Below are 18,388 nucleotides of genomic sequence, written 5' to 3' on the forward strand. Positions count from 1 at the left end.
ACCGAAGGGAAGCCCGTTTCGACCAGCACCATCACCGAATCTGTCGACGTGAAGGTCACCGTGCCCGCCGCTTACAACCAGTGGACGCAGTTCGAGTCGTTCCCGCGGTTCATGGACGGCGTGGAGGAGATCCGCCAGCTGGACGCGACCCACACCCACTGGAAGATCAGCGTCGCCGGGATGACCAAGGAGTTCGACGCGACCATCACCGAGCAGAACCCCGACGAGCGGGTCGCCTGGAGGTCGGACTCCGGCCCCACCCATGCCGGGGTGATCACCTTCCACCGGATCGACGACGAGACCACGCGGGTGACCGCGCAGATGGACATCGACCCGGACGGGTTCGTCGAGAACGTCGCGGACAAGCTCGGCATCCTCGACCGCAAGGTCAAGGGCGACATGGAGCGGTTCAAGACGTTCATCGAGAACCGCGACGGCCGCGAGACCGGAGCCTGGCGCGGTCACGTCGACCGCCCCGCACAGCACTGACCACCGGGTGCCGCGGGCTGCTCACCGGTCGCGTTCCAGCCAGGGGACAGGCGGTCGAGCGGGGTGAGCCGCCCGCGGTTGGGGACCGAGCGGATCGGGTGGCCCGCGACGCCCCAACTCGTCAGGAGCGCGTTCGCGGCGGTCCAGCCGGTGGCCGCGGCCGTTCCATCAGCGCGACCGGGAGATCGATCCGGATGCCGTCGCCGGCCAGCACCAGTCCCGGGGTGGTCGTGGTAACGGTGGGGCGGTCCGCGAAGGCGCCGATGCCGAACAGGAGACAGTCCTCCCGCCACAGCGTGATCTCGCCGCGTCGGCGAACGGGCCGACCGCGGACAGTCGGTGAGTCACGATCGGCTGCTGGTCGTCCGGAACTACCCGCGAGGTGAGACAAGGCGGTCAGGCAGGGCGGGGCCGATCGGCGACCACCACTACCGTGAGCTCGCCCGAAAGGTGCGCTCGGCGGGTCTTCTGCGCCGGCGGTACGGCTACTACGCGGTCAAGATCGGGCTCACCCTCCTCGCCTTCGCTGGCGGGTGCGTCGCGTTTGTCGTGGTAGGCGACTCCTGGTGGCAGCTCGGAATCGCCGTGTTCTTTGCCGTGATGTACGCACAGCTCGCGTTTCTCGGCCACGACGCCGGGCACCGGCAGATCTTTCACGGGCGCGACGCCAATGACCGGCTCGGCCGGGCCCTCGGTGGCCTCATCGGCATCAGTTACGGCTGGTGGATGGGCAAGCACAATCGCCACCACGCGCAGCCCAACCACGAGGACGCCGACCCCGACCTCGACATTTTCCTGCTCGCCTTCACCCGAAGCCAGACCCGCGACCGGCGCGCACTCGTCCGCTGGACCGCCAAGCACCAGGCGGCGCTGCGCTCGCCGCTGCAGCCGGGACCGCATTCGGCTTGGCCACCGCCCCTGGTGACGCAGGGCAGGCCGCCGGCCAGGCGAACCAAGCTGCGCAGGACCGGCCGTCGTGCAGACCGCCACCGTCGTCTCCGCGCTCGTGGTGCTGGTCACTCTCCTGATCGGCTACTACTGCGGCGGGTACGTCGCCGGACGGATGTCCCGGTTTAACCGGGTCAAGCAAGGCCTCGCGGTGTGGCTGTGGTCGATCCTGGCCGCGGTCGGCGGCAGTCGGTTCAGCATCTTGGCTCGGCTCAACGGACCGCCCAGGCTCCCGATCAACGAAGGGACCCTGACCGTCGTCAGGATCATCACCGCGCTGGTGGCCTTCGCCGCCGCGCTCGTCGGGGCCATCCTGGGCGGGCTGGCCGCGATGCGCTACCACCGCAAGATCGACCGCCTCAGCTCCGAGCGATAACGATGAAGTCTGAGATAGACAGGGTACCGCCATTGTCGGCGAACTTATTTCGCGACACTGTGCCGATCATATTCAGACAGGCCCGAACAGAGACGTCTGTGCAGCTCACGCGCCTTTCATCGGAACTCCGCAGATCGTCGTCCACGCCGCAGCGGCGGACGGCAGCAAAAATCTCCGCGAACAGGTGTCGCGTCTGTGGAACCGGGTAATCGGCGAAGAACGCCAGCCCCATCATTGCGAGGAAGTAACAAAATGACAGCGCCCCATTCCCAGAACATCGCTTCTTGGGCCGGAAAAACCATTCACGACACGGCCGGTCAGAAGATCGGCAAGGTCGGCCAGTTGTGGGCCGACGACGCCAGTGGCGCCCCTTCATGGGTCACCGTCAACACCGGCCTGTTCGGCACGAGCGAGACGTTCTTGCCCGTCCAGGGCGTGCAACCGCGCGGTGACGACCTTCAGACGTCCTACGACAGGGACCTCGTCAAGGACGCACCCCACGTCGACCCCTCAGGCGACCACCTCGACCCAGGCGAGATAAGCCGGCTCTACCAGCACTACGGTCTCGGCACCGGACAAGGCCAGGTCGGGCGGACCGGCACGATGGGCGACACGGCGGCCGACGTCGGGCACGACATCTCCGGCCCCACCACCGACGACGCGATGACGGTTTCGGAGGAACGGCTGCGGGTGGGCACACAGCAAGTGCAGACCGGCCGGGCGGCGCTGCGCAAGTACGTCGTCACCGAGACTCAGCAGGTCTCGGTCCCGGTGACGCACGAAGAGGTCCGCGTCGAGCGCGAACCCATCACCGAGGCCAACGTCGGCGCCGCTCTCGACGGCCCGGCCATCTCCGATGAAGAGCACGAGATGACCCTGCACGCCGAGCGGCCGGTCGTGGATACCGAGGCCGTGCCGGTCGAACGGGTGCGCCTGGCTAAGGAAGAGGTCACCGAGATCGAGACGGTCTCCGGTGAGGTGCGCAAGGAACGCATCGACACCGACGACCTGCCCGAGAACCGTCCGCGCCGTTAAGCAACGCGCTCACCTCGGTCAGCAGACGTCACCGGCCGCCCCAGCGATGCCAGATCCGGATCGCCCGCCCGGCCCGCTCCTCGCGGACGCAGAGCAGCGCAGACGGAGACACAGATCCTGCTGAGCTTGGGACAAGCTCAGCAGGACCTGCGAAAACAAGTGGGCCGTCAAGCGCTCGAACCCTGGACCCAGAGATTACAAGTCCTCTGGCTAAGTGTGTCGACGTGTAGCATTGAATGCCGCCATCGGCCGGTTCGTGCGGGTCACGGGCCTTGAATCGCGGGTTCGCTGCTGCGTTGAATTCTTGCGTCGCCGCGTGTCGGGCAATGGGCCGCAGCGGAGCCCGGTCGGAGTCAGGCTGCGACTGGGTGCTGTCTATTGTGGATGGACCGGTCAAGTCGGCGACGGCTCGGCCTGGTGATGAGGGCGCAGCCCGCCACCGGGTGCGGCTTGCTGGGATCGCTGGACCTCTACCGCGACACGACCGGCCCGCTCACCCGGGAGCAGCTGGCCGGTGCGCTGATCCTGAGCGACCTCGCCACCGAGGGGGGTGGCCGATCTGGACGGACACGGCAGTGACGATGTGAGCTGGCTGGCCGATTCGCACGAGAAGGTGCGCCAGGTCGCGAGCATGGTGAGCGTCCAGCTGGGATCGGCAGTTGACGTGGCGCTGATGCGATTGCGTGGCTACGCCTTCGCCCACGCCATTGCCGCGGGCCGACGTCGCCCGCCAGGTCGTGGAGCGGTCGCTGCGCTTCACCGATACCGAAGACGGGCAATAGTGTGCAGTGAGGGAAAGGCCGACATGATCAGTAACGCCCGCGACCAACAACTCGCGAACGCCTTCGCGTCCCTTGCCGACACGCTGGTCGCCGACTTTGACGGGCTCGACTTCCTGGACATGCTCACCGAGCGGGCCGCGCAATTGCTCAAGGTGGACGCCGCCGGGGTCATCCTGTCGGATCAACGAGGGGGATGGCGACCGACGGCCGGGTCATCCGAACAGGCTGAGCTGATCGAGGTACTCGCCGCGCAAACCCGCCAGGGGCCATGCCTGGACTGCGTCGAGAGCGGGGAGCCGGTGGCCAGTGCGGACCTGGTGGCCGAGACCGGCCGGTGGCCCCAATTCGCGCGGGCGGCGGTGAATGCGGGGTTCCGCGCGGTGTACGCGGTGCCGATGCGGTTGCGCGAGGACGTCATCGGCGCGTTGACCCTGCTCGGTGCCGCCCCGGGGCCCATCGACGAGGCCAGCGTCGCCCGGGGGCAGGCCTTGGCCGACGTCGCCACCATCGGGATTCTGCAGCAGCGCGCCATCCGCCACGACGAGGTCGTGTCCGAGCAGTTGCAGGCCACCCTGCACTACCGCACCGTCGTCGAACAGGCCAAAGGCGTTCTCGCGGAGGCCGGCGGACTCGACATGCCACCAGGCGTACCTCGCGATGCGCGGCTACGCCCACGCGCACCGGCGACGTTTGTCCGACGTCGCGGGCGACATCGCCACCACGGAACTCGATCTCCACGAACTGCTGACCGACACCACCGACGTGTCGCGGTCGTGACTTGGGGAAGGGCGGGGGAATCACGCTCATGACAAACACCACTGAATGGCCGGAGACAGTGCTGCACGACCGGCTACGGCGGGTCTCTCGCACGTTCGTCAGCCTCGCCGACACCCTTGTCGCCGATTTCGACATTGCCGACTTCCTGCACCTGCTAACGGAACATTGCGTCGATTTGCTCGGGGTGTCCGCAGCCGGAGTGATCCTGCTCAACGCCGATGGCAACCTGCAGGTGGCGGCTTCCCCTTCCCAGCGGGCCGAGCTGCTGGAGCTGTTCGCCGTGCAGGCCGACGACGGCCCCGGCGTCGACTGTGTGCGCAGCGGATCGCCGATGTCCTGCATGGACCTGCTGGCCGAGACGCAGCGCTGGCCGAAGTTCACCGCGGCAGCGGCAGAGTGCGGCTTCCGCGCAGCACAGGCCCTGCCGATGCGGTTGCGCGATCAGGTCGTCGGGGCCCTGACCCTGCTCAACACCGAACCCGGCGGCGCGGACTGCGAGGACGTCGAGCTTGGGCAGGCGCTGGCCGACGTCGCCACCATCGGCATTCTGCAGCAACGGACCATCGCCCGCGGCGACCAGCTCACCGACCAGCTGCAGACCGCGCTCAACAGCCGCGTAGTGATCGAACAAGCAAAAGGGGCACTCGCCCAGCACGGCAGGGTCTCGATGGACGAAGCGTTCACGCGGCTGCGCGGATACGCCCGCTCCCATCACTTGCGCTTGACCGACCTCGCCCGCGCCGTCGGCAACGGCACCGTCAACCTGACCGTGATCTTGGCACACCCGCGTTCGTAACTAAGCCCACGACCTCGGACCGACGCGTTACTCGGTTGCTCCCCATTCCGTCCTCGCGAGCCGTCATGTCCCGCGGCCGGATGCGATCCGCTCCGGCTCCGACCGCGGCATCGACGGTTGTTGAGTCACCAGGCTGGGAGAAGGAAGGGCGTCCGCGCGCGGGATGCGGTGGGATCAGGGCGGACGAGTAGGACAGAGCTGCGGATTTCGAGGCCACGGTGGCATAGCCGGAGGAGGCGCTGGCGTCGCAGCCGGTGATCGAGCAGGCCAAGGGCATGCTGATGCTGCTGCGCAACTGCTCGGCCGACGAGGCGTTCGACGCGCTGCGCAAGGCTTCCTAGCACGCCAGCGTCAAGCGGCACGACGTCGCAACCGTTTTCGTGGCCGTCGACAGCCAAGCCGAGCCGACACTCTTCGAACCCACCACGGTGCGGTGCGTGCTGGCCGAGATCCGCCGCTCCCTCCTCGGCCGGGCATTCGAGGTGCACGGCGCATCACCCGAGTAGAGGCGTCCGCGCTGCTCATAGCGTTGTCGATGTTCGAGTGTCGGCAGGCGTCCACGTCCTCGATACCGGTCCTGCCCGAACCGCGCTTGATGCCGATCAAGTCCTAGTCGTGCTCTTGTGCACTGAACTCCTTGAACCTTTTTGTCCTTACCGTGAAAGGAAGAAACCCGTTTGCCATGATCTCGTGTTTCGCACACAAGGATGCGGGTAGCTGAGTTGGATGATGAAGCCACATTCCTGTTCGCCTTGTTTTCGGGCGCGGCGTGAGGGTCATGCGTGGGGATCTCGCTACCGCAAGAGTCAGGAGGAGCGGCAATGAAGGCAGGAACACCGATGGCGCTCGGGGTCGCAGCCGGTTATCTACTGGGGCGGACGACGAAGGGGCGCCTCGCGTTGATGATCGCGGCCGCCGGGGCGACCGGCAAGGCCGGGGTGTCACCGGCGAAGCTCGTCCAAAGTGGTCTCGAGCAGCTGGGTTCGTCCGCGGAAATCGGCCAGCTGACGTCGCTGGCGCGTGACGAGTTGCTCGCCGCGGCGAAGTCCGCGGCGGTGACGGCGGCCAGCGGGAAGATCGAATCGCTGAGCGAACGCCTCCAGGACGGTAGCGCGCTCACCCGCGGCAAGAAGTCCAAAGCCGACGAGGAGCACGACGGCGAGGACGAAGTCCAGGAAGAGCCGGAAGGCGAAGCCGAAGCCGTCGACGAGGACGAAGCCGAAGCCCAGGAAGAGCCGGAGCCCGAGAAGCCCCAGCGTCGGCGTGCGGCGAGCCGCCACCCGAGCGATGACGACAATGACACCGGCAACGGTGGCGAACAGCCGCCGCAGCGGCGTTCGTCGAGCCGGCGATCCGCGTCGTCCGATGACGGCAAAAGTTCCGGCAGTGCACGCACCGCCACCAAGCGCGCGCCCGCCCGACGGGCAAGGAGGTAAACGCAGTGGTCACCGAAACGTTGAAGAAGGCCACCGACAAGGCGACGGACACAGCCGGCAACACGGCCGGCACGGCCACCAGCACCGCGTCGAAGGCGACCGGCGGGGACACGAGTGAGCTGACCGACTCCCTGCGCGGGCTGGGCCAAGCGGCGATGACCCGAGCAACGGGTGCGCTGACGAACAAAATGTCGTCGACGGCCGGGCGACTGTCCGACTTCGCCGGTGGCGGGGGCGGTGGCCTGCTCGCAGCCGTGACCGGCAGCAAGGGCAGCGTCAAGGGCCAGGCGATGAAGGGCGCCCTCAAGGGCGGCCTGTCCGGCATCGCACAGAAGGCGAAGAACGCCTTCGGCGGCGGCGGTGGGGGTGGGGGTGGCGGCAAAGGCGCCAAGATCAAGCTCACCAACATCGTCGAAGAAATCGACATCGGCGCGCCGATCAACCTCGTGTACGACCAGTGGACCCGGTTCACCGACTTCCCGGCCTTCATGAAGAAGGTCAACAACGTCGAGCAGGTCAGCGAGGAGAAGACCGAGTGGAAGGCGCAGGTCTTCTGGTCGCACCGCACCTGGGAGGCGACCATCCTGGAGCAGGTGCCCTACGAGCGGATCGTGTGGCGCTCCAAGGCGGCGAAGGGCCATGTCGACGGTGCGGTGACGTTCCACGAGCTCACGCCCAACCTCACCAAAGTCGTGCTGGTGCTCGCGTACCACCCGCAGGGCCTGTTCGAGCGCACCGGCAACATCTGGCGGGCCCAGGGCCGCCGGGCGCGGCTGGAGCTCAAGCACTTCCGCCGCCACGTGATGACGGAGGACCTGCTGCACCCCGACGACGTCGAGGGGTGGCACGGCGAGATCCACGACGGCCAGGTCGTCGAGCGGCAGGACGAGGACACCGACCGCGACGACAGCGCGGACACCGAGGCTGAGCAGGACGAAGAGTCCGCCGACACTGGTTCCGAAGAGGACGAGGCCGCCGAGTCCGAGGACGAGCCCGACGAGGAAGAAGAGTCCGAAGAGGAGCCGGAGGAAGAGGAGCCGGAAGAGACCGAAGATACCGACGAGGCGGCCGAGGAAGAGCGGTCTCGCCGCGGCCGCGCCCGTGCGGGCGCCGGCAGAAGTTGAGGGAGCAAGCGATGACGACAGCCGTCTGGCGAGGGCGGTGGCCTCGACCGGCCGAGTTCAAGCAGCCTCGCCGGCATGATCGACACGATCCTCGACAAGGGCCCCGTGATCGACGCCTACGTCCGGGTGTCCCTCGTGGGCATCGAGCTGCTGACCATCGACGCCCGGATCGGGGTGGCGGGGGTCGACACGTACCTGCGGTTCGCGGAAGCGGTCAACCGGCTGGACATCTCCGGTACCGAGGAAAAGGGCCTACCTGACCTATTGGAGGACGTGACCTCCGGCGGCGCGAAGGCCAAGACGCGGGGCCCTTGGGGCAGCCGGGACAAGCTGCGCGACATCCTCGGCGAAGACGAGGAAGAACCCGTGGGCCGCGGCCGGAAGCGACGGTGAAGCCAGTGACCGCCGAAATCGACACCGGGACGGAGACCGGGCCCGAGACAGCGATCTACGTCTACGGCATCCTGCCCGGCGACGTCGAGATCGACGACGATGCGCGCGGAGTAGGGGATCCACCTGCGGAGGTGACCACAGTGCACGGTGGCCCGATCGCCGCAATGGGTTACGTCGGTCGAGCCGCACGAAGACGGCTGGGTCGTGGAGGTCGAGGTGACCGAGGAGCATCGCACCCCTCGTCGGCCGACATCCTGGCGCGTGGGGAGAAACCGGTTGCGACGGGGGGCACGACGCCGGGAACGGCGACGAACAGGTCTGCTGGCCAGGGCGACCGCGCCGGACTCGTCGTCCGGTAAGGAATATCGGCAAGCGAAAAGACTCCACGATATTGCCCCGTTCACCGTGGACAGATGCCTCAGGCTGGTCCAGGTGGCCGATGGTGTCGGCTTCTCGGGCAAATGCATGATTTCTGCCCGGGTTCCGGAAGTTCGGGGCCGGATTCCCGCGAGTTTGGTGTCGCGTAACCCGGGTATGCCCAGGTCATAGGCGCGGCCAGACTTTAGCCAGCCGCGTGCGCGGCCCGCCCATGGCCCGGTCAACCTGTGGCGTCGCCCGAAGGATGTGATGGCATGACCACAGCGGACGACGGCACCACCGATCAACTCGCGGACCGCCCAGCAGACTGACATCACAAGAGTCGCACAGGCTTCATCCACACCCCGGACCTCGGTGTTCCGCTTCGACGCGACGACCGAGCCGGGGTTTTTCAGTTCCAGAGAAGGTACTCCTCCCGTGAATTAAAAACATCTCGAACAGTTATCAGACGAAACCCAGGGCCGAAACGACGCAGCGAATTCTAGACGCGCCCACCATCGTAATCGAAACCTATCCACGAAAGGACAAGATCGATGAACGCAGGCTTCAACATCCTGCAAAGCTTGCAGAGCGCATTCACGACGTTCGTAAGCTACCTGCCCCAGGTGATCGGCGCGCTTCTCGTGCTGCTGATCGGCTTCATCATCGCCAAACTGCTCGACAAGGCCATCACCAAAGGCCTGCAGAAGGCGAAGGTCGACGACAAGCTGAAGACCGGCGGCGGCGCCAACTACGTGGAGAAGTTCTCCCCGCAGGGAAGCCCCTCCAAGCTTGTCGGCCTGGTCGTGTTCTGGGTGATCATGCTGTTCGTCATCTCCTCGGCCATCGGCACGCTGGGAATTCCGCCGTTGACCGCGTTCATGAACCAAGTGCTGAGCTACCTGCCCAACGTCCTCGCTGCACTGCTGATCTTCATCGTCGCGGCCGCCGTCGCCGGCGCGATCGGCGCGCTGGTGCACCGCACCATGGGCGACACGCCAACGGGGCAGGTCGTTCGCACCCTCGTCCCGGCGATGATCATGGGGATCGCCGTATTCATGATCCTGACCCAGCTGGGAATCTCGCCGGTGATCGTCACGATCACCTATGTCGCGCTGGTCGGCGCGGCGGCGCTGGCCGCGGCGCTGGCATTCGGCATCGGCGGCCGCGACGCCGCCGCACGCCTGGTCAACTCCGGTTACCGGAAGGCCCGGGAACAGAACGAGCAATTCAGGTCCGACCTGGCGATCGGCAAACAGCGCTCCGCCAAGGACGCCGCCGACGCCAAGCACAAGGCCGAGCAGAAGGTAGGGGGCCAGGAGCGCAGTGCACGAGCCGCGCAGCCGCCGCCTGCCTAAACCCACCCTGAGGCCACCACCGAGGGCGCTCATCGAGCCTGACACCGGGCGGACCCGTGTCGCCATCCGGGCACATCACCGCGGCGACACGGGTCGCTCGGTTGGCTGGGTTGAGAACCCTCAGGCGTTCTCAGCCTGAAGTCGGGCACGTTGTCACCCTCATTGCCCCAGCGGCCGGTTCGCACTGTTCGACATCCTCCAGCCGCACGGCGACCCGTTTTAGAACTCGAGGACGGCAAGAGCCTTCACTTTCAGGACCGCCAGGATCTTCGTTTGGTGGCCTTGGTTTCGGCTGGGCCGGGGACGGCAACACCGGTGGCAACACCGGCGCCACGTCGCCACTTTCGAAAGTTGAACCATGGCCGTCCACACCCCTGCAGATAGGTCCAATATGGACATGACAGACAGCAATATCGCACTCAGCGCATCAGTGTGCCGCACAGGTCACACGCCAGATGGTCGAGCATTTGGCGTATCGATGTGTATAAGGCCAGGGTTGTTCTGTCAGGCTCAGCAACCAGGTGTCTACGCGCTCGCTGCGGGCGGCAGGTAGGACCCACGTTGGCGCGCGGGGTGAACCACCGAAGCTCGAGCAACATCACGTAAACCGTGTGGCGTATGAAATTGTGACGTTCGTATGACCGACCGAGATGACCCGTTTAGACGGCAGCGCGCGGGCTATCCGGCGGTAACAGCCCAGGACCTCGGCGACTGACCCCCGTTTCCGAGGAGCGTTCGATGACACAAATCTCCACCCGCCCGCGCAACGCCGCGCGAAAATCCGCGGAACCGATGCTCTCGAGAGAAAAGACCCGAGCCGAGAACTCACTGATCAAGGTTTTCGTCGTCGTGCCGATGCTGGCGCTGGTGGCGGCGGTGCCGTTCGCGTGGGGCTGGGGCCTGGGCTGGGTCGACCTCGCGCTGGCCGCCGGGTTCTACGTCCTCACCTGCCTCGGCGTGACAATCGGGTTCCACCGCTATTTCACCCACGGCGCGTTCAAAGCCCGCCGCGGGCTACGGATCGCGCTCGCCGTCGCCGGCAGCATGGCCATGCAAGGCCCCGTGATCACATGGGTCGCCGACCACCGCCGCCACCACGCCTTCGCCGACCGCGAAGGCGATCCGCATTCCCCGTGGCGCTACGGCACTTCCGCCGCCGCGCTCGCGAAGGGATTCTGGTTCGCGCACATGGGCTGGCTGTTCGACCGGCAGAAGACCAACGCCCAGCGCTTCGCCCCTGATCTGCTCGCTGACCGCGACATCGTCCGCGTCGACCGCTGGTTCCCCGCGTTGACCGTCGTCACGCTCCTCGCGCCCGCCCTCATCGGCGGTCTCGCCACGATGTCCTGGTGGGGCGCGGTGACCGCGTTCTTCTGGGCGAGCCTGGTGCGGGTGGCGGTGCTGCACCACGTGACCTGGTCGGTGAACTCGCTGTGCCACCTGATCGGGGACCGGCCCTACGCCGCGCGTGACAAGTCGGCGAACTTCTGGCCGTTGGCCATCGCGTCCATGGGCGAGTCGTGGCACAACTCCCACCACGCCGATCCGACCGGCGCCCGTCACGGGGTTCGCCGCGGCCAGGTGGACATCTCGGCCCGGATCATCTGGCTGTTCGAGAAGGCCGGGTGGGCCACCGATGTCCGCTGGCCGAAACCCGAACGCCTGGCCCGCAAGCTCAACCCCGGATACACGTCGGCCCCCCGCGGTCTCGGCAGGCTCGAGCGCGGGCTGCTCGACCACCCCGCGTCCCGCAGATGACCGCACGGTGCGGCGGTCCCCGCAGGTAGCGTCCGACGGTGGTTCGCCGCCGAAGCTGGCCGGCCGTTCGTCAGTATCGACGGGTCCGGCGATCCGCAGGGCAGAGGATCGCCACCGGCGCCGGAATGCCAGAAGAGCGATGTCGTCCTGCGCCTCCGGCCCGAAGCGTTCGAGCAGCTGGTCGCATAGTTCGTCGAGGTCGGCGTCGTGGGTCATGGCCGCGGCGAGGGTGGCCATGCCTTCATCGATGATGTCGCCGCGGCGCGCGATGAGCCCGTCCGTGACCAACAGCACGAGCGTGCCGGGGCGAGGTTGAACCGGCTGCCTCCGGCCGGTCGAGTCCGACGCCCAGCAGTAGACACGAGCAGGTGCACCAGGCTGCGGGCATCGTGACGGTCCAGCTGGGATCGACGGTTGACGTGGCGTTGATGCCGCTGCGTGGCTACGCCTAGCGGCTGAGGAACAGCGAGGCAGCGCGTTGGAGTGGACCCGCTGTTTGTCGTGTTCAGCGAGGGTGCTCATCGGGTACCTCCTGTAGATGACCGTGTGCGAGGTGCGGGAGGCCGGTGGGGTGGATGGCGGATGGTGGATGCGCACCGAAAAGATGGCCCGGCGGCTGTTCGCGCTGATCGTCGGGCGAAGGGGGGTTCGCGCGGTTGCCGTTTCAGGGGCACCGCACGCAGGGCAACCGGGTCGCGCACGAAGGCTGTCTGCTGAGGCCCAAGCCGCCGGTGCGCCACGCCTACATCGGATAACCGGACCCGGTGGACACCGGGTCCGGTTATCCGGTCATCCGATTCGGCTACCGCGAACTTTCCGAGAACATTCCCTACCAGATCCGGCCCGGTGCCAGTGCGGCGAGATCCGCGACTGCGGATTTCAAGCCCGCACCAGCGGTCCAAGCCAATAAACCCGCGTCCGCCACCTCTTCGATGCTTTTCCCGCTGAAGTGCACCTGTTGGGTCGACACCATCCTCGTCAGCGCGGCATCGCGTCCGGCACGCACGCTTGCCGCCCGGAATATGACCCGGACGACCGGGCCGATGAAAGGTCGGATGCCCCATGAACAGCGATGAAACCGAGTCCCAGCACGGTGTGCGGACTGCCGCGGAGGTACGCGCGGCGGTGCCCTATGGGCTACGTGTCGGGGCTGCCGTCTTCGGTCGCCTGCTGATCGTCGCCGGGGGCCTGGCGTTGATCGGGTACGTCGCGGTCAAGCTGGCCACGGTGCTGGTACCGGTCGCGGTGGCACTGCTGCTCGCCGCGCTGCTCGCACCGACTGTCTCCTGGCTGGCCCGGAAGAAAGTCCCCCGCGGGGTAGCCACCGCGGTGGTGCTGATCGGTGGTCTGGCCTTGGTGGGCGGGGTGGTCACCTTCGTGGTCATCACGGTCACCGCGGGCATGCCCGAGCTGATCGACCAGATCCTGCGCACCGTGGGCGAGTTGCGTACCTGGTTACGCACCGGGCCGCTGCACGTGAGCCAGGGTCAGATCGACGGGATGCTGAACCAGCTGACCACCACACTGAGCGAGAACCAGTCGGCCATCGCCTCCGGCGCGCTGTCCACCGCCGTTACAGTCGGCGAGCTGGTCACCGAGTTCCTGCTGATGGTGTTCTGCTTGATCTTCTTCCTGGCCCACGGCGGGAGGATCTGGTCGTTCCTGCTCGGCGCCGTCCCCGTCCGGGTGCGGCATCGGGTGGACCTGGCCGGGCGTGCCGGGTTCACCACCCTGGCCGGCTACATTCGCGGCACCGCAGCCGTGGCCGTCGTGGACGCCGTCGGTGTCGGTGTCGGCCTGCTCATCGTCGGTGTGCCGCTGGCCGCGCCCCTGGCCGCGCTGGTGTTCCTCGGCGCATTCATCCCGGTGGTCGGCTCCGTGGTCGCCGGCGCGGTCGCGGTGCTCGTGGCGCTGGTGACCGGCGGGGTCGTCCCGGCCATCATCGTGCTCGCCATCGTAATCGGCGTGATGCAACTGGAAAGCCACGTCCTGCAACCGTTCCTGCTCGGCCGCGTCGTACGCCTGCACCCCCTGGCCGTGGTCCTCGCCCTGGCCACCGGGCTCGTCACCGCCGGCATCATCGGCGCCCTGCTCGCCGTCCCCCTGCTCGCCGTGCTCAGCTCCGCCCTGCGCAACCTCGCCAACCCGCCGCCACAAGCCGATACCCCAACCGCGACGACCGACAGGCAGCCCGAAGAAGCGGGTGACCACCGGGCCGACGTGCCGGTCGAGCACGGCGGGGACCTCGGGTGAAAAGTTCGGCATGGAGGGGCTGGGTGATCTGCCGCGGCCGGGCCGGGCACCGCGGATCGATGAGATTGCGGTGCTGGCGGAAACCTTGGCAGACAGAGGCAACCCACCGGCGGAACTGGGCGTGACCCTCTGGTCGAGCAGGCTACTGGCGTCCCGGCTGGGGATCTCGTTCGCGACGGTCGCCCGTATCTGGCGCCGGTGGAACATCCAGCCGCACCGGGTGGAAACCTTCAAGTTTTCCACCGATCCCCAGCTTGAGCCCAAGATCCGCGACGCTGTCGGCCTGTACCTGAATCCGCCGGCGAACGCCGTGGTGGTCAGTGTCGACGAGAAATCCCAGATCCAAGCTCTGGACCGCACCCAGCTCACGTAGCCGCTGCGCCCAGGACTGCCCGAGCGGCAGACCGACGACTACGTTCGCCACGGCACCACCACGTTGTTCGCCGCGTTGGAGGTCGCCACCGGCAAGATCACGGCTGACGCCTGCTATCCGCGTCACAGCAACGTCGAGTTCCTCGCGTTCCTGAAGAAGGTCGCCAAGGCCCATCCGCAGGTGAAGCTGCACGTCGTAGCTGATAACTACGCCACTCACAAGCATCCCGACGTGCGGGCCTGGCTGGATAAAAACAAGCGGATAACCCTGCATTTCACACCGACCAGCTGCTCCTGGCTCAACATGGTGGAGATCTTCTTCGGGATCATCATCCGCCAAGCCATTCGTCGCGGCACATTCACCAGCGTCGACGACCTCGAAGAGACCATTCGCGACTTCATCGACGCCTATAACCACCGCGCCAAGCCCTTCTCCTGGACCAAGAACGCCGACGACCTCATCACCAAAATCAACCGTAAACAGAAATCAGACACGCGACACTAGATGTAGTGAGAGATCAACCGTTGACGTATTAGGAGACGTCTGTGGTTTATTCCGACAGCCTCGCGTCCGTGAGCTTGAGCAGCGTGCTCGGCGGGATCGCGCGCACCCTGCGGGCCGAGCCGGACGTCGAGACGACCCTCGCGGCGATCGTGAAGTCCGCGGTGGATCACGTGGCCGGCGCCGAGTACGCCGGGATCTCCCTGGCCGAGAACGGCCGGATTCACACCGTGGCGCCCACCTCCGAGGTCGTGGCCACGGTCGATGAGATCCAGAACCGCACCGGCCAGGGGCCGTGTCTCGACGCGATCGCCCAGCGTGAGGTCTTCCGCACCGGCAAGCTGTTGGACAAGCGACGCTGGCCGGCTTTCGCGCCCGAAGCCGCGGAGACGGGTATCCGTTCGATGCTGGCCTACCGGCTGTTCATCACCGGGACCACCCTCGGTGCCCTGAACCTCTGCTCTTCCCAGGTCGACGCGTTCAGTGATCGCACTGAGCAGGCCGGGCTCGTGTTCGCAAGCCACGCCGCGATCGCGCTCGTGAGCGCTCAGACCGAAGCGCAGCTGCACCTCGCGATCGAATCCCGTGACGTGATCGGCATGGCCAAGGGCATTCTCATGGAGCGCCACGACCTCGACGCCGTCCGGGCGTTCCGGATGCTCGTCGAGTCGTCCCAGACCACCAACATGAAGTTGCACAGGTCGCCACCTGGCTCGTCGACCACCGCCGCGAGCTGTGACTGGTTGCCACAGTTGTAGCAACACTCGTCAGTGGGCACCAGTGATCTAGGTAGGGTCGGTTAAGCAGCCAGCTGACCCCCACCGTGGCCCATTACCGGGCAGCTCGTGGCTCCAATGCAGGTAAGCGGCGTCAGTCGGCAGGGGTCAAGATCGGATCCCGACAATATCTCCGACACCGCAGCCTCCCTCTTGCGCCACAGTCGAAGGGATGCGCCCTGCCGGTGCCACCCCAGCGGATTGCGGAAGATGCTGTGGAGCGCGGGACCCGGGCGTCGGCGGTGTGGCGGGCGTGCAGCGGGGGTCCTGGCGGCACGCCCTGTGCCGGCAGGTTATTTGGTGGAGCGGAGTTCGGTGTTCTGTCGCTGGGATTCGTGCAGCTGGTCCTCGAGGGAGATGATGCGGCAGGCGGCGTCGACAGCCGTGCCTTGATCGACTAGTTTCCGTACGCGTGCGGCGATGCGCAGCTGGTGACGGGAGTAGCGGCGATGTCCGCCGGCCGAGCGCTGCGGCTTGATCAGGCCGGCCTCATCCAGGCTGCGCAGGAAGTTCTGGGTGGCGCCGAGCATGTCCGCGGCCCGGCCCATCGTGTAAGCGGGGTACTGGTCGTCGTCGAACTTGTCGGCCCCGCCCGAACCGGGGACGGGGGGTCTCGTGTTGGTCAGGAATCATTCCACCTCCACATCGCAAGGGACCCCGGATGCCGTGCACGGCATCCGGGGTCCCAGGGGTTTGGGTTTCACCATTGTCAACCGACTGTGAGGTCGGCTTCCTGTATCCGCGGTGTCCGTCCGAGAACCGGACGGTGCGGAGATCGCTTATTCGTAACCGAGAACCACCTTCCAATCCGATGGGACTGCGGTACCCGCGCGGCACGACTGCCCAGCCGCTGCGGGCGATCCAATGATGTGCCCTTTCCCTTCTTTCCTGTGTTTTCCTCTTGCTGTGCACCACTTCGTGTACTGCGACTGCTGCGAGCGTCACCGGCTGGAACCCTTCCATTGATCGGCCCCAGCACGCGTCACGCCACTGGTCACTGCCCGGAGCCCCGTCGGAAATCGGCTCCGGCCACCTGACCGTTCCTGCACTACCTGACTTGCCACTGCATTTCCCACAACTGCATTACTTCTCCGGGATCGGTCTTACTGCTGGCGTCTTCACGGCCCGATCCCGGGGTACTTCACCGGCCACCAGCCGAAACCTGTTCCCTGATTGGCTTCGTCCTGCCTGACCGTTCTGTCTCACCTCGCGGGTAGTTCGTCATCTCCCGCGCCTGCTCGACCTTGTCTCTCTCGGTATGAGCAGAAGATTACACACAGCTGAGATTGAATGTCTACCTCCGTCGCCATAGATTTGTTGAAGTCCGGGCGGGCCGACCGCCGGACCCCGGAGAACCGCAGGTCAGCGCGCAGCGCACGCGAACCACGACACTCTCATTCCACCGTCCCCCGAATGCGCGCTGGAGGACGCGGGCTCGTGGCCGTGCCGAGCTTCCGCTACCGCGTCGAGTACGTCGGTCCCGCCCCGACACCGTCGGCGTTCAATCGCAACCGCCTTGTCACGTGACCTGATCACCGGCTTCTTCGTGCGCATCGTCCTGCGCCTCTGCGACGCGGTGTGACACTCGCAGCAGCCGGATCGACGTGACCAGGCCAATGCCGCCGACGATGTTGCCCAGCGACGACCAGGCCAGCGCGAGGGCCCAGTCGCCCCACGAGTAGCGCGCCACGCCACCCAGCAGGCCGGCGAACATGAGGATCGAGTCGAGTACCGAGTGGAACAACTGCGCCCCGACGAGAAGGAACGACATGGCGACCGCGGCGACGATCTTGACCCCCAAACCATTGGTCGAGTGCTGCATCCGGGTCATGAGCGTGATCACCGCGCCGGCCAGCACGGCCAGCAGCAACGAGCGCCAAGACGTGCCCAACGTGGCGTAATGAAGACCGTTCGCGGCCGCGGTGGCACGAAGGTCGGGCAGCGCGACAACGATCATGCCGGCCATCACGAAACCCCCGGCCAGATTCGCGGCAAGGGTGACCAGCCACAGCCGGAGCAACCGTGGCCAGGTACCCGTTCCGGACGCCAACGCGGTGACTGGGACGAGGAAGTTCTCGGTGAACAACTCGCTGCGTGCGAGCAGCAGCGCGATGAACCCGATCGTGAACGCGGCGGAGGCCAGCAGCGGCTGCCCGGTTTCGTGCTCGACGACCAGGTACGCCAACACCCCCACTGCGACGTCGACGCCGCCGAGCAGGCCGGTCGCCGCCAGCGGCAGTAACGGACGTCCAAGCCGGTCGCGACCTTCGGCGACGATCCGGTCGAACGCTTCCTCGAGCTCCGGCTCGTCCCGGCTCCCGGCCGGAGAACGCAGGGGTAAGCTTCCGTGCTCGTCGCTCGAATCGCCTTGCATCTCATCTCCAACGTGCTATCCCCTGGCACACGAACCGGTACCGGCACTGAGCGCCTACCCCCGCAGGCCGGAACTACTCGCCGGTCCGGGCATTCCGGCCGAACTGCCGGCAATGGTGATCACCCCCGCCACTCCACGCGGTGCGTGGTCATTCCTCGTCGGCCGGGATGTTGTGGCCGAGCTGGTTGGCGAGAATGTGCGGTTGTTCCAGCTGGCGGGCGATGCCGCCCAGGGCAGGAAAGCTACGTTTACAGCGACCCGGCGTGGAGAGATGACACGAACACGCGACTGACTGTGTGTTTGCCACCGCCGTCGGCGGGTATGGCCGGGACACGGGTCGCGACCCCGATAAGCGTGCGTCGCACGGCGGCGCGCGGGGGCGCTGCTGGTCAAGCAGCGGCCGGCAGCGCCCGTCTTCGCCGCAGCCGAGCAGGCCGAGTTCGGGTCGCCCCGAGGATGCGCCACGGGTGCGGCTGCGGACG

Annotated in this window: 17 protein-coding genes and 4 pseudogenes; 16 read left to right on the top strand and 5 right to left on the bottom strand. The window is 66.7% G+C overall.

Translation table 11 applies throughout. The features are described from left to right. Positions 1-30 precede the first annotated feature (30 nt). Positions 31-489, top strand: coding sequence for an SRPBCC family protein (locus tag AB0F91_RS43525; RefSeq protein ID WP_360607796.1), 459 nt, complete (start codon positions 31-33; stop codon positions 487-489). On the opposite strand, the pseudogene AB0F91_RS43530 reads toward AB0F91_RS43525, so the two are convergent. Then, positions 462-796: pseudogene (locus tag AB0F91_RS43530) on the bottom strand (hypothetical protein); the annotation flags it as partial. The gene AB0F91_RS43525 and the pseudogene AB0F91_RS43530 overlap by 28 nt on opposite strands. Positions 797-1,089: 293 nt before the next feature. On the opposite strand from AB0F91_RS43530, the gene AB0F91_RS43535 reads away from it, so the two are divergent. The 11 genes from AB0F91_RS43535 (at position 1,090) to AB0F91_RS43585 (ending at position 11,629) form a co-directional block, all read left to right on the top strand. After that, positions 1,090-1,566 carry a fatty acid desaturase gene (locus AB0F91_RS43535; protein ID WP_360607798.1) on the top strand — a complete coding sequence of 159 codons (477 nt, stop codon included), beginning with the start codon at positions 1,090-1,092 and terminating at the stop codon, positions 1,564-1,566. Next, positions 1,466-1,813 (top strand): hypothetical protein, encoded by a 348-nt coding sequence (locus AB0F91_RS43540; RefSeq protein WP_360607804.1) that lies wholly within the window; start codon positions 1,466-1,468, stop codon positions 1,811-1,813. The genes AB0F91_RS43535 and AB0F91_RS43540 overlap by 101 nt, the downstream gene beginning before the upstream one ends. 252 nt (positions 1,814-2,065) lie before the next feature. Continuing rightward, a complete protein-coding gene (locus tag AB0F91_RS43545; RefSeq protein ID WP_360607768.1) occupies positions 2,066-2,848 on the top strand; it encodes a PRC and DUF2382 domain-containing protein in 783 nt (260 codons plus the stop codon). A 550-nt stretch (positions 2,849-3,398) separates the two neighbouring features. Beyond that, positions 3,399-4,439: a GAF domain-containing protein gene (locus AB0F91_RS43550; protein WP_360607770.1), complete on the top strand. Its 1,041-nt coding sequence runs from the start codon at positions 3,399-3,401 to the stop codon at positions 4,437-4,439. A 26-nt stretch (positions 4,440-4,465) separates the two neighbouring features. Next, a complete protein-coding gene (locus tag AB0F91_RS43555; protein ID WP_360607772.1) occupies positions 4,466-5,203 on the top strand; it encodes a GAF and ANTAR domain-containing protein in 738 nt (245 codons plus the stop codon). Between the two features lie 239 nt (positions 5,204-5,442). Beyond that, entirely contained in the window at positions 5,443-5,544 is a 102-nt protein-coding gene (locus AB0F91_RS43560) for an ANTAR domain-containing protein (RefSeq protein ID WP_360607800.1), read from the top strand. Positions 5,545-6,024: 480 nt separating this feature from the next. After that, on the top strand, positions 6,025-6,639 hold the full coding sequence (locus AB0F91_RS43565; protein WP_360607774.1) for a hypothetical protein: 615 nt from the start codon (positions 6,025-6,027) through the stop codon (positions 6,637-6,639). Positions 6,640-6,644: 5 nt separating this feature from the next. Next, the gene (locus AB0F91_RS43570) at positions 6,645-7,763 is read left to right on the top strand and encodes an SRPBCC family protein (RefSeq protein WP_360607776.1); all 1,119 of its coding nucleotides are present in this window, start codon (positions 6,645-6,647) and stop codon (positions 7,761-7,763) included. 75 nt (positions 7,764-7,838) lie between these two features. Further along, positions 7,839-8,156 (top strand): gas vesicle protein GvpJ, encoded by a 318-nt coding sequence (gene gvpJ, locus AB0F91_RS43575; protein ID WP_360607778.1) that lies wholly within the window; start codon positions 7,839-7,841, stop codon positions 8,154-8,156. A gap of 911 nt (positions 8,157-9,067) precedes the next feature. Next, positions 9,068-9,871, top strand: a complete 804-nt coding sequence (locus AB0F91_RS43580) for a hypothetical protein (protein WP_360607780.1) — start codon at positions 9,068-9,070, stop codon at positions 9,869-9,871. A gap of 792 nt (positions 9,872-10,663) precedes the next feature. Beyond that, positions 10,664-11,629: an acyl-CoA desaturase gene (locus AB0F91_RS43585; RefSeq protein ID WP_360607802.1), complete on the top strand. Its 966-nt coding sequence runs from the start codon at positions 10,664-10,666 to the stop codon at positions 11,627-11,629. Positions 11,630-11,755: 126 nt separating this feature from the next. Here AB0F91_RS43585 and AB0F91_RS43590 read toward each other — a convergent pair. Then, positions 11,756-12,151 (bottom strand): annotated as a pseudogene (locus AB0F91_RS43590) (SpoIIE family protein phosphatase); the annotation flags it as partial. Between the two features lie 242 nt (positions 12,152-12,393). On the opposite strand from AB0F91_RS43590, the gene AB0F91_RS43595 reads away from it, so the two are divergent. The 4 genes and pseudogenes from AB0F91_RS43595 (at position 12,394) to AB0F91_RS43610 (ending at position 15,514) form a co-directional block, all read left to right on the top strand. Beyond that, positions 12,394-12,705, top strand: coding sequence for a hypothetical protein (locus AB0F91_RS43595; protein ID WP_360607782.1), 312 nt, complete (start codon positions 12,394-12,396; stop codon positions 12,703-12,705). Continuing rightward, complete coding sequence (locus tag AB0F91_RS43600) at positions 12,692-13,882, top strand: AI-2E family transporter (protein ID WP_360607784.1); 1,191 nt, start codon at positions 12,692-12,694, stop codon at positions 13,880-13,882. The genes AB0F91_RS43595 and AB0F91_RS43600 overlap by 14 nt, the downstream gene beginning before the upstream one ends. A gap of 4 nt (positions 13,883-13,886) precedes the next feature. Next, positions 13,887-14,759: pseudogene (locus AB0F91_RS43605) on the top strand (IS630 family transposase); the annotation flags it as partial. Between the two features lie 68 nt (positions 14,760-14,827). Beyond that, positions 14,828-15,514 (top strand): GAF and ANTAR domain-containing protein, encoded by a 687-nt coding sequence (locus tag AB0F91_RS43610; protein WP_360607786.1) that lies wholly within the window; start codon positions 14,828-14,830, stop codon positions 15,512-15,514. Between the two features lie 311 nt (positions 15,515-15,825). Here AB0F91_RS43610 and AB0F91_RS43615 read toward each other — a convergent pair. From AB0F91_RS43615 to AB0F91_RS43625, 3 genes and pseudogenes are all read right to left on the bottom strand, one after another. Next, positions 15,826-16,165, bottom strand: a pseudogene (locus AB0F91_RS43615) (MerR family transcriptional regulator). An 886-nt stretch (positions 16,166-17,051) separates the two neighbouring features. Continuing rightward, positions 17,052-17,906: a formate/nitrite transporter family protein gene (locus tag AB0F91_RS43620; protein ID WP_360607788.1), complete on the bottom strand. Its 855-nt coding sequence runs from the start codon at positions 17,904-17,906 to the stop codon at positions 17,052-17,054. Between the two features lie 148 nt (positions 17,907-18,054). Beyond that, positions 18,055-18,388, bottom strand: a 334-nt coding sequence (locus AB0F91_RS43625) for a hypothetical protein (protein ID WP_360607790.1), incomplete at its 5' end; no start/stop codon positions are given.

The organism is Amycolatopsis sp. NPDC023774, assembly GCF_040639695.1.
Taxonomy (GTDB): Bacteria; Actinomycetota; Actinomycetes; order Mycobacteriales; family Pseudonocardiaceae; genus Amycolatopsis.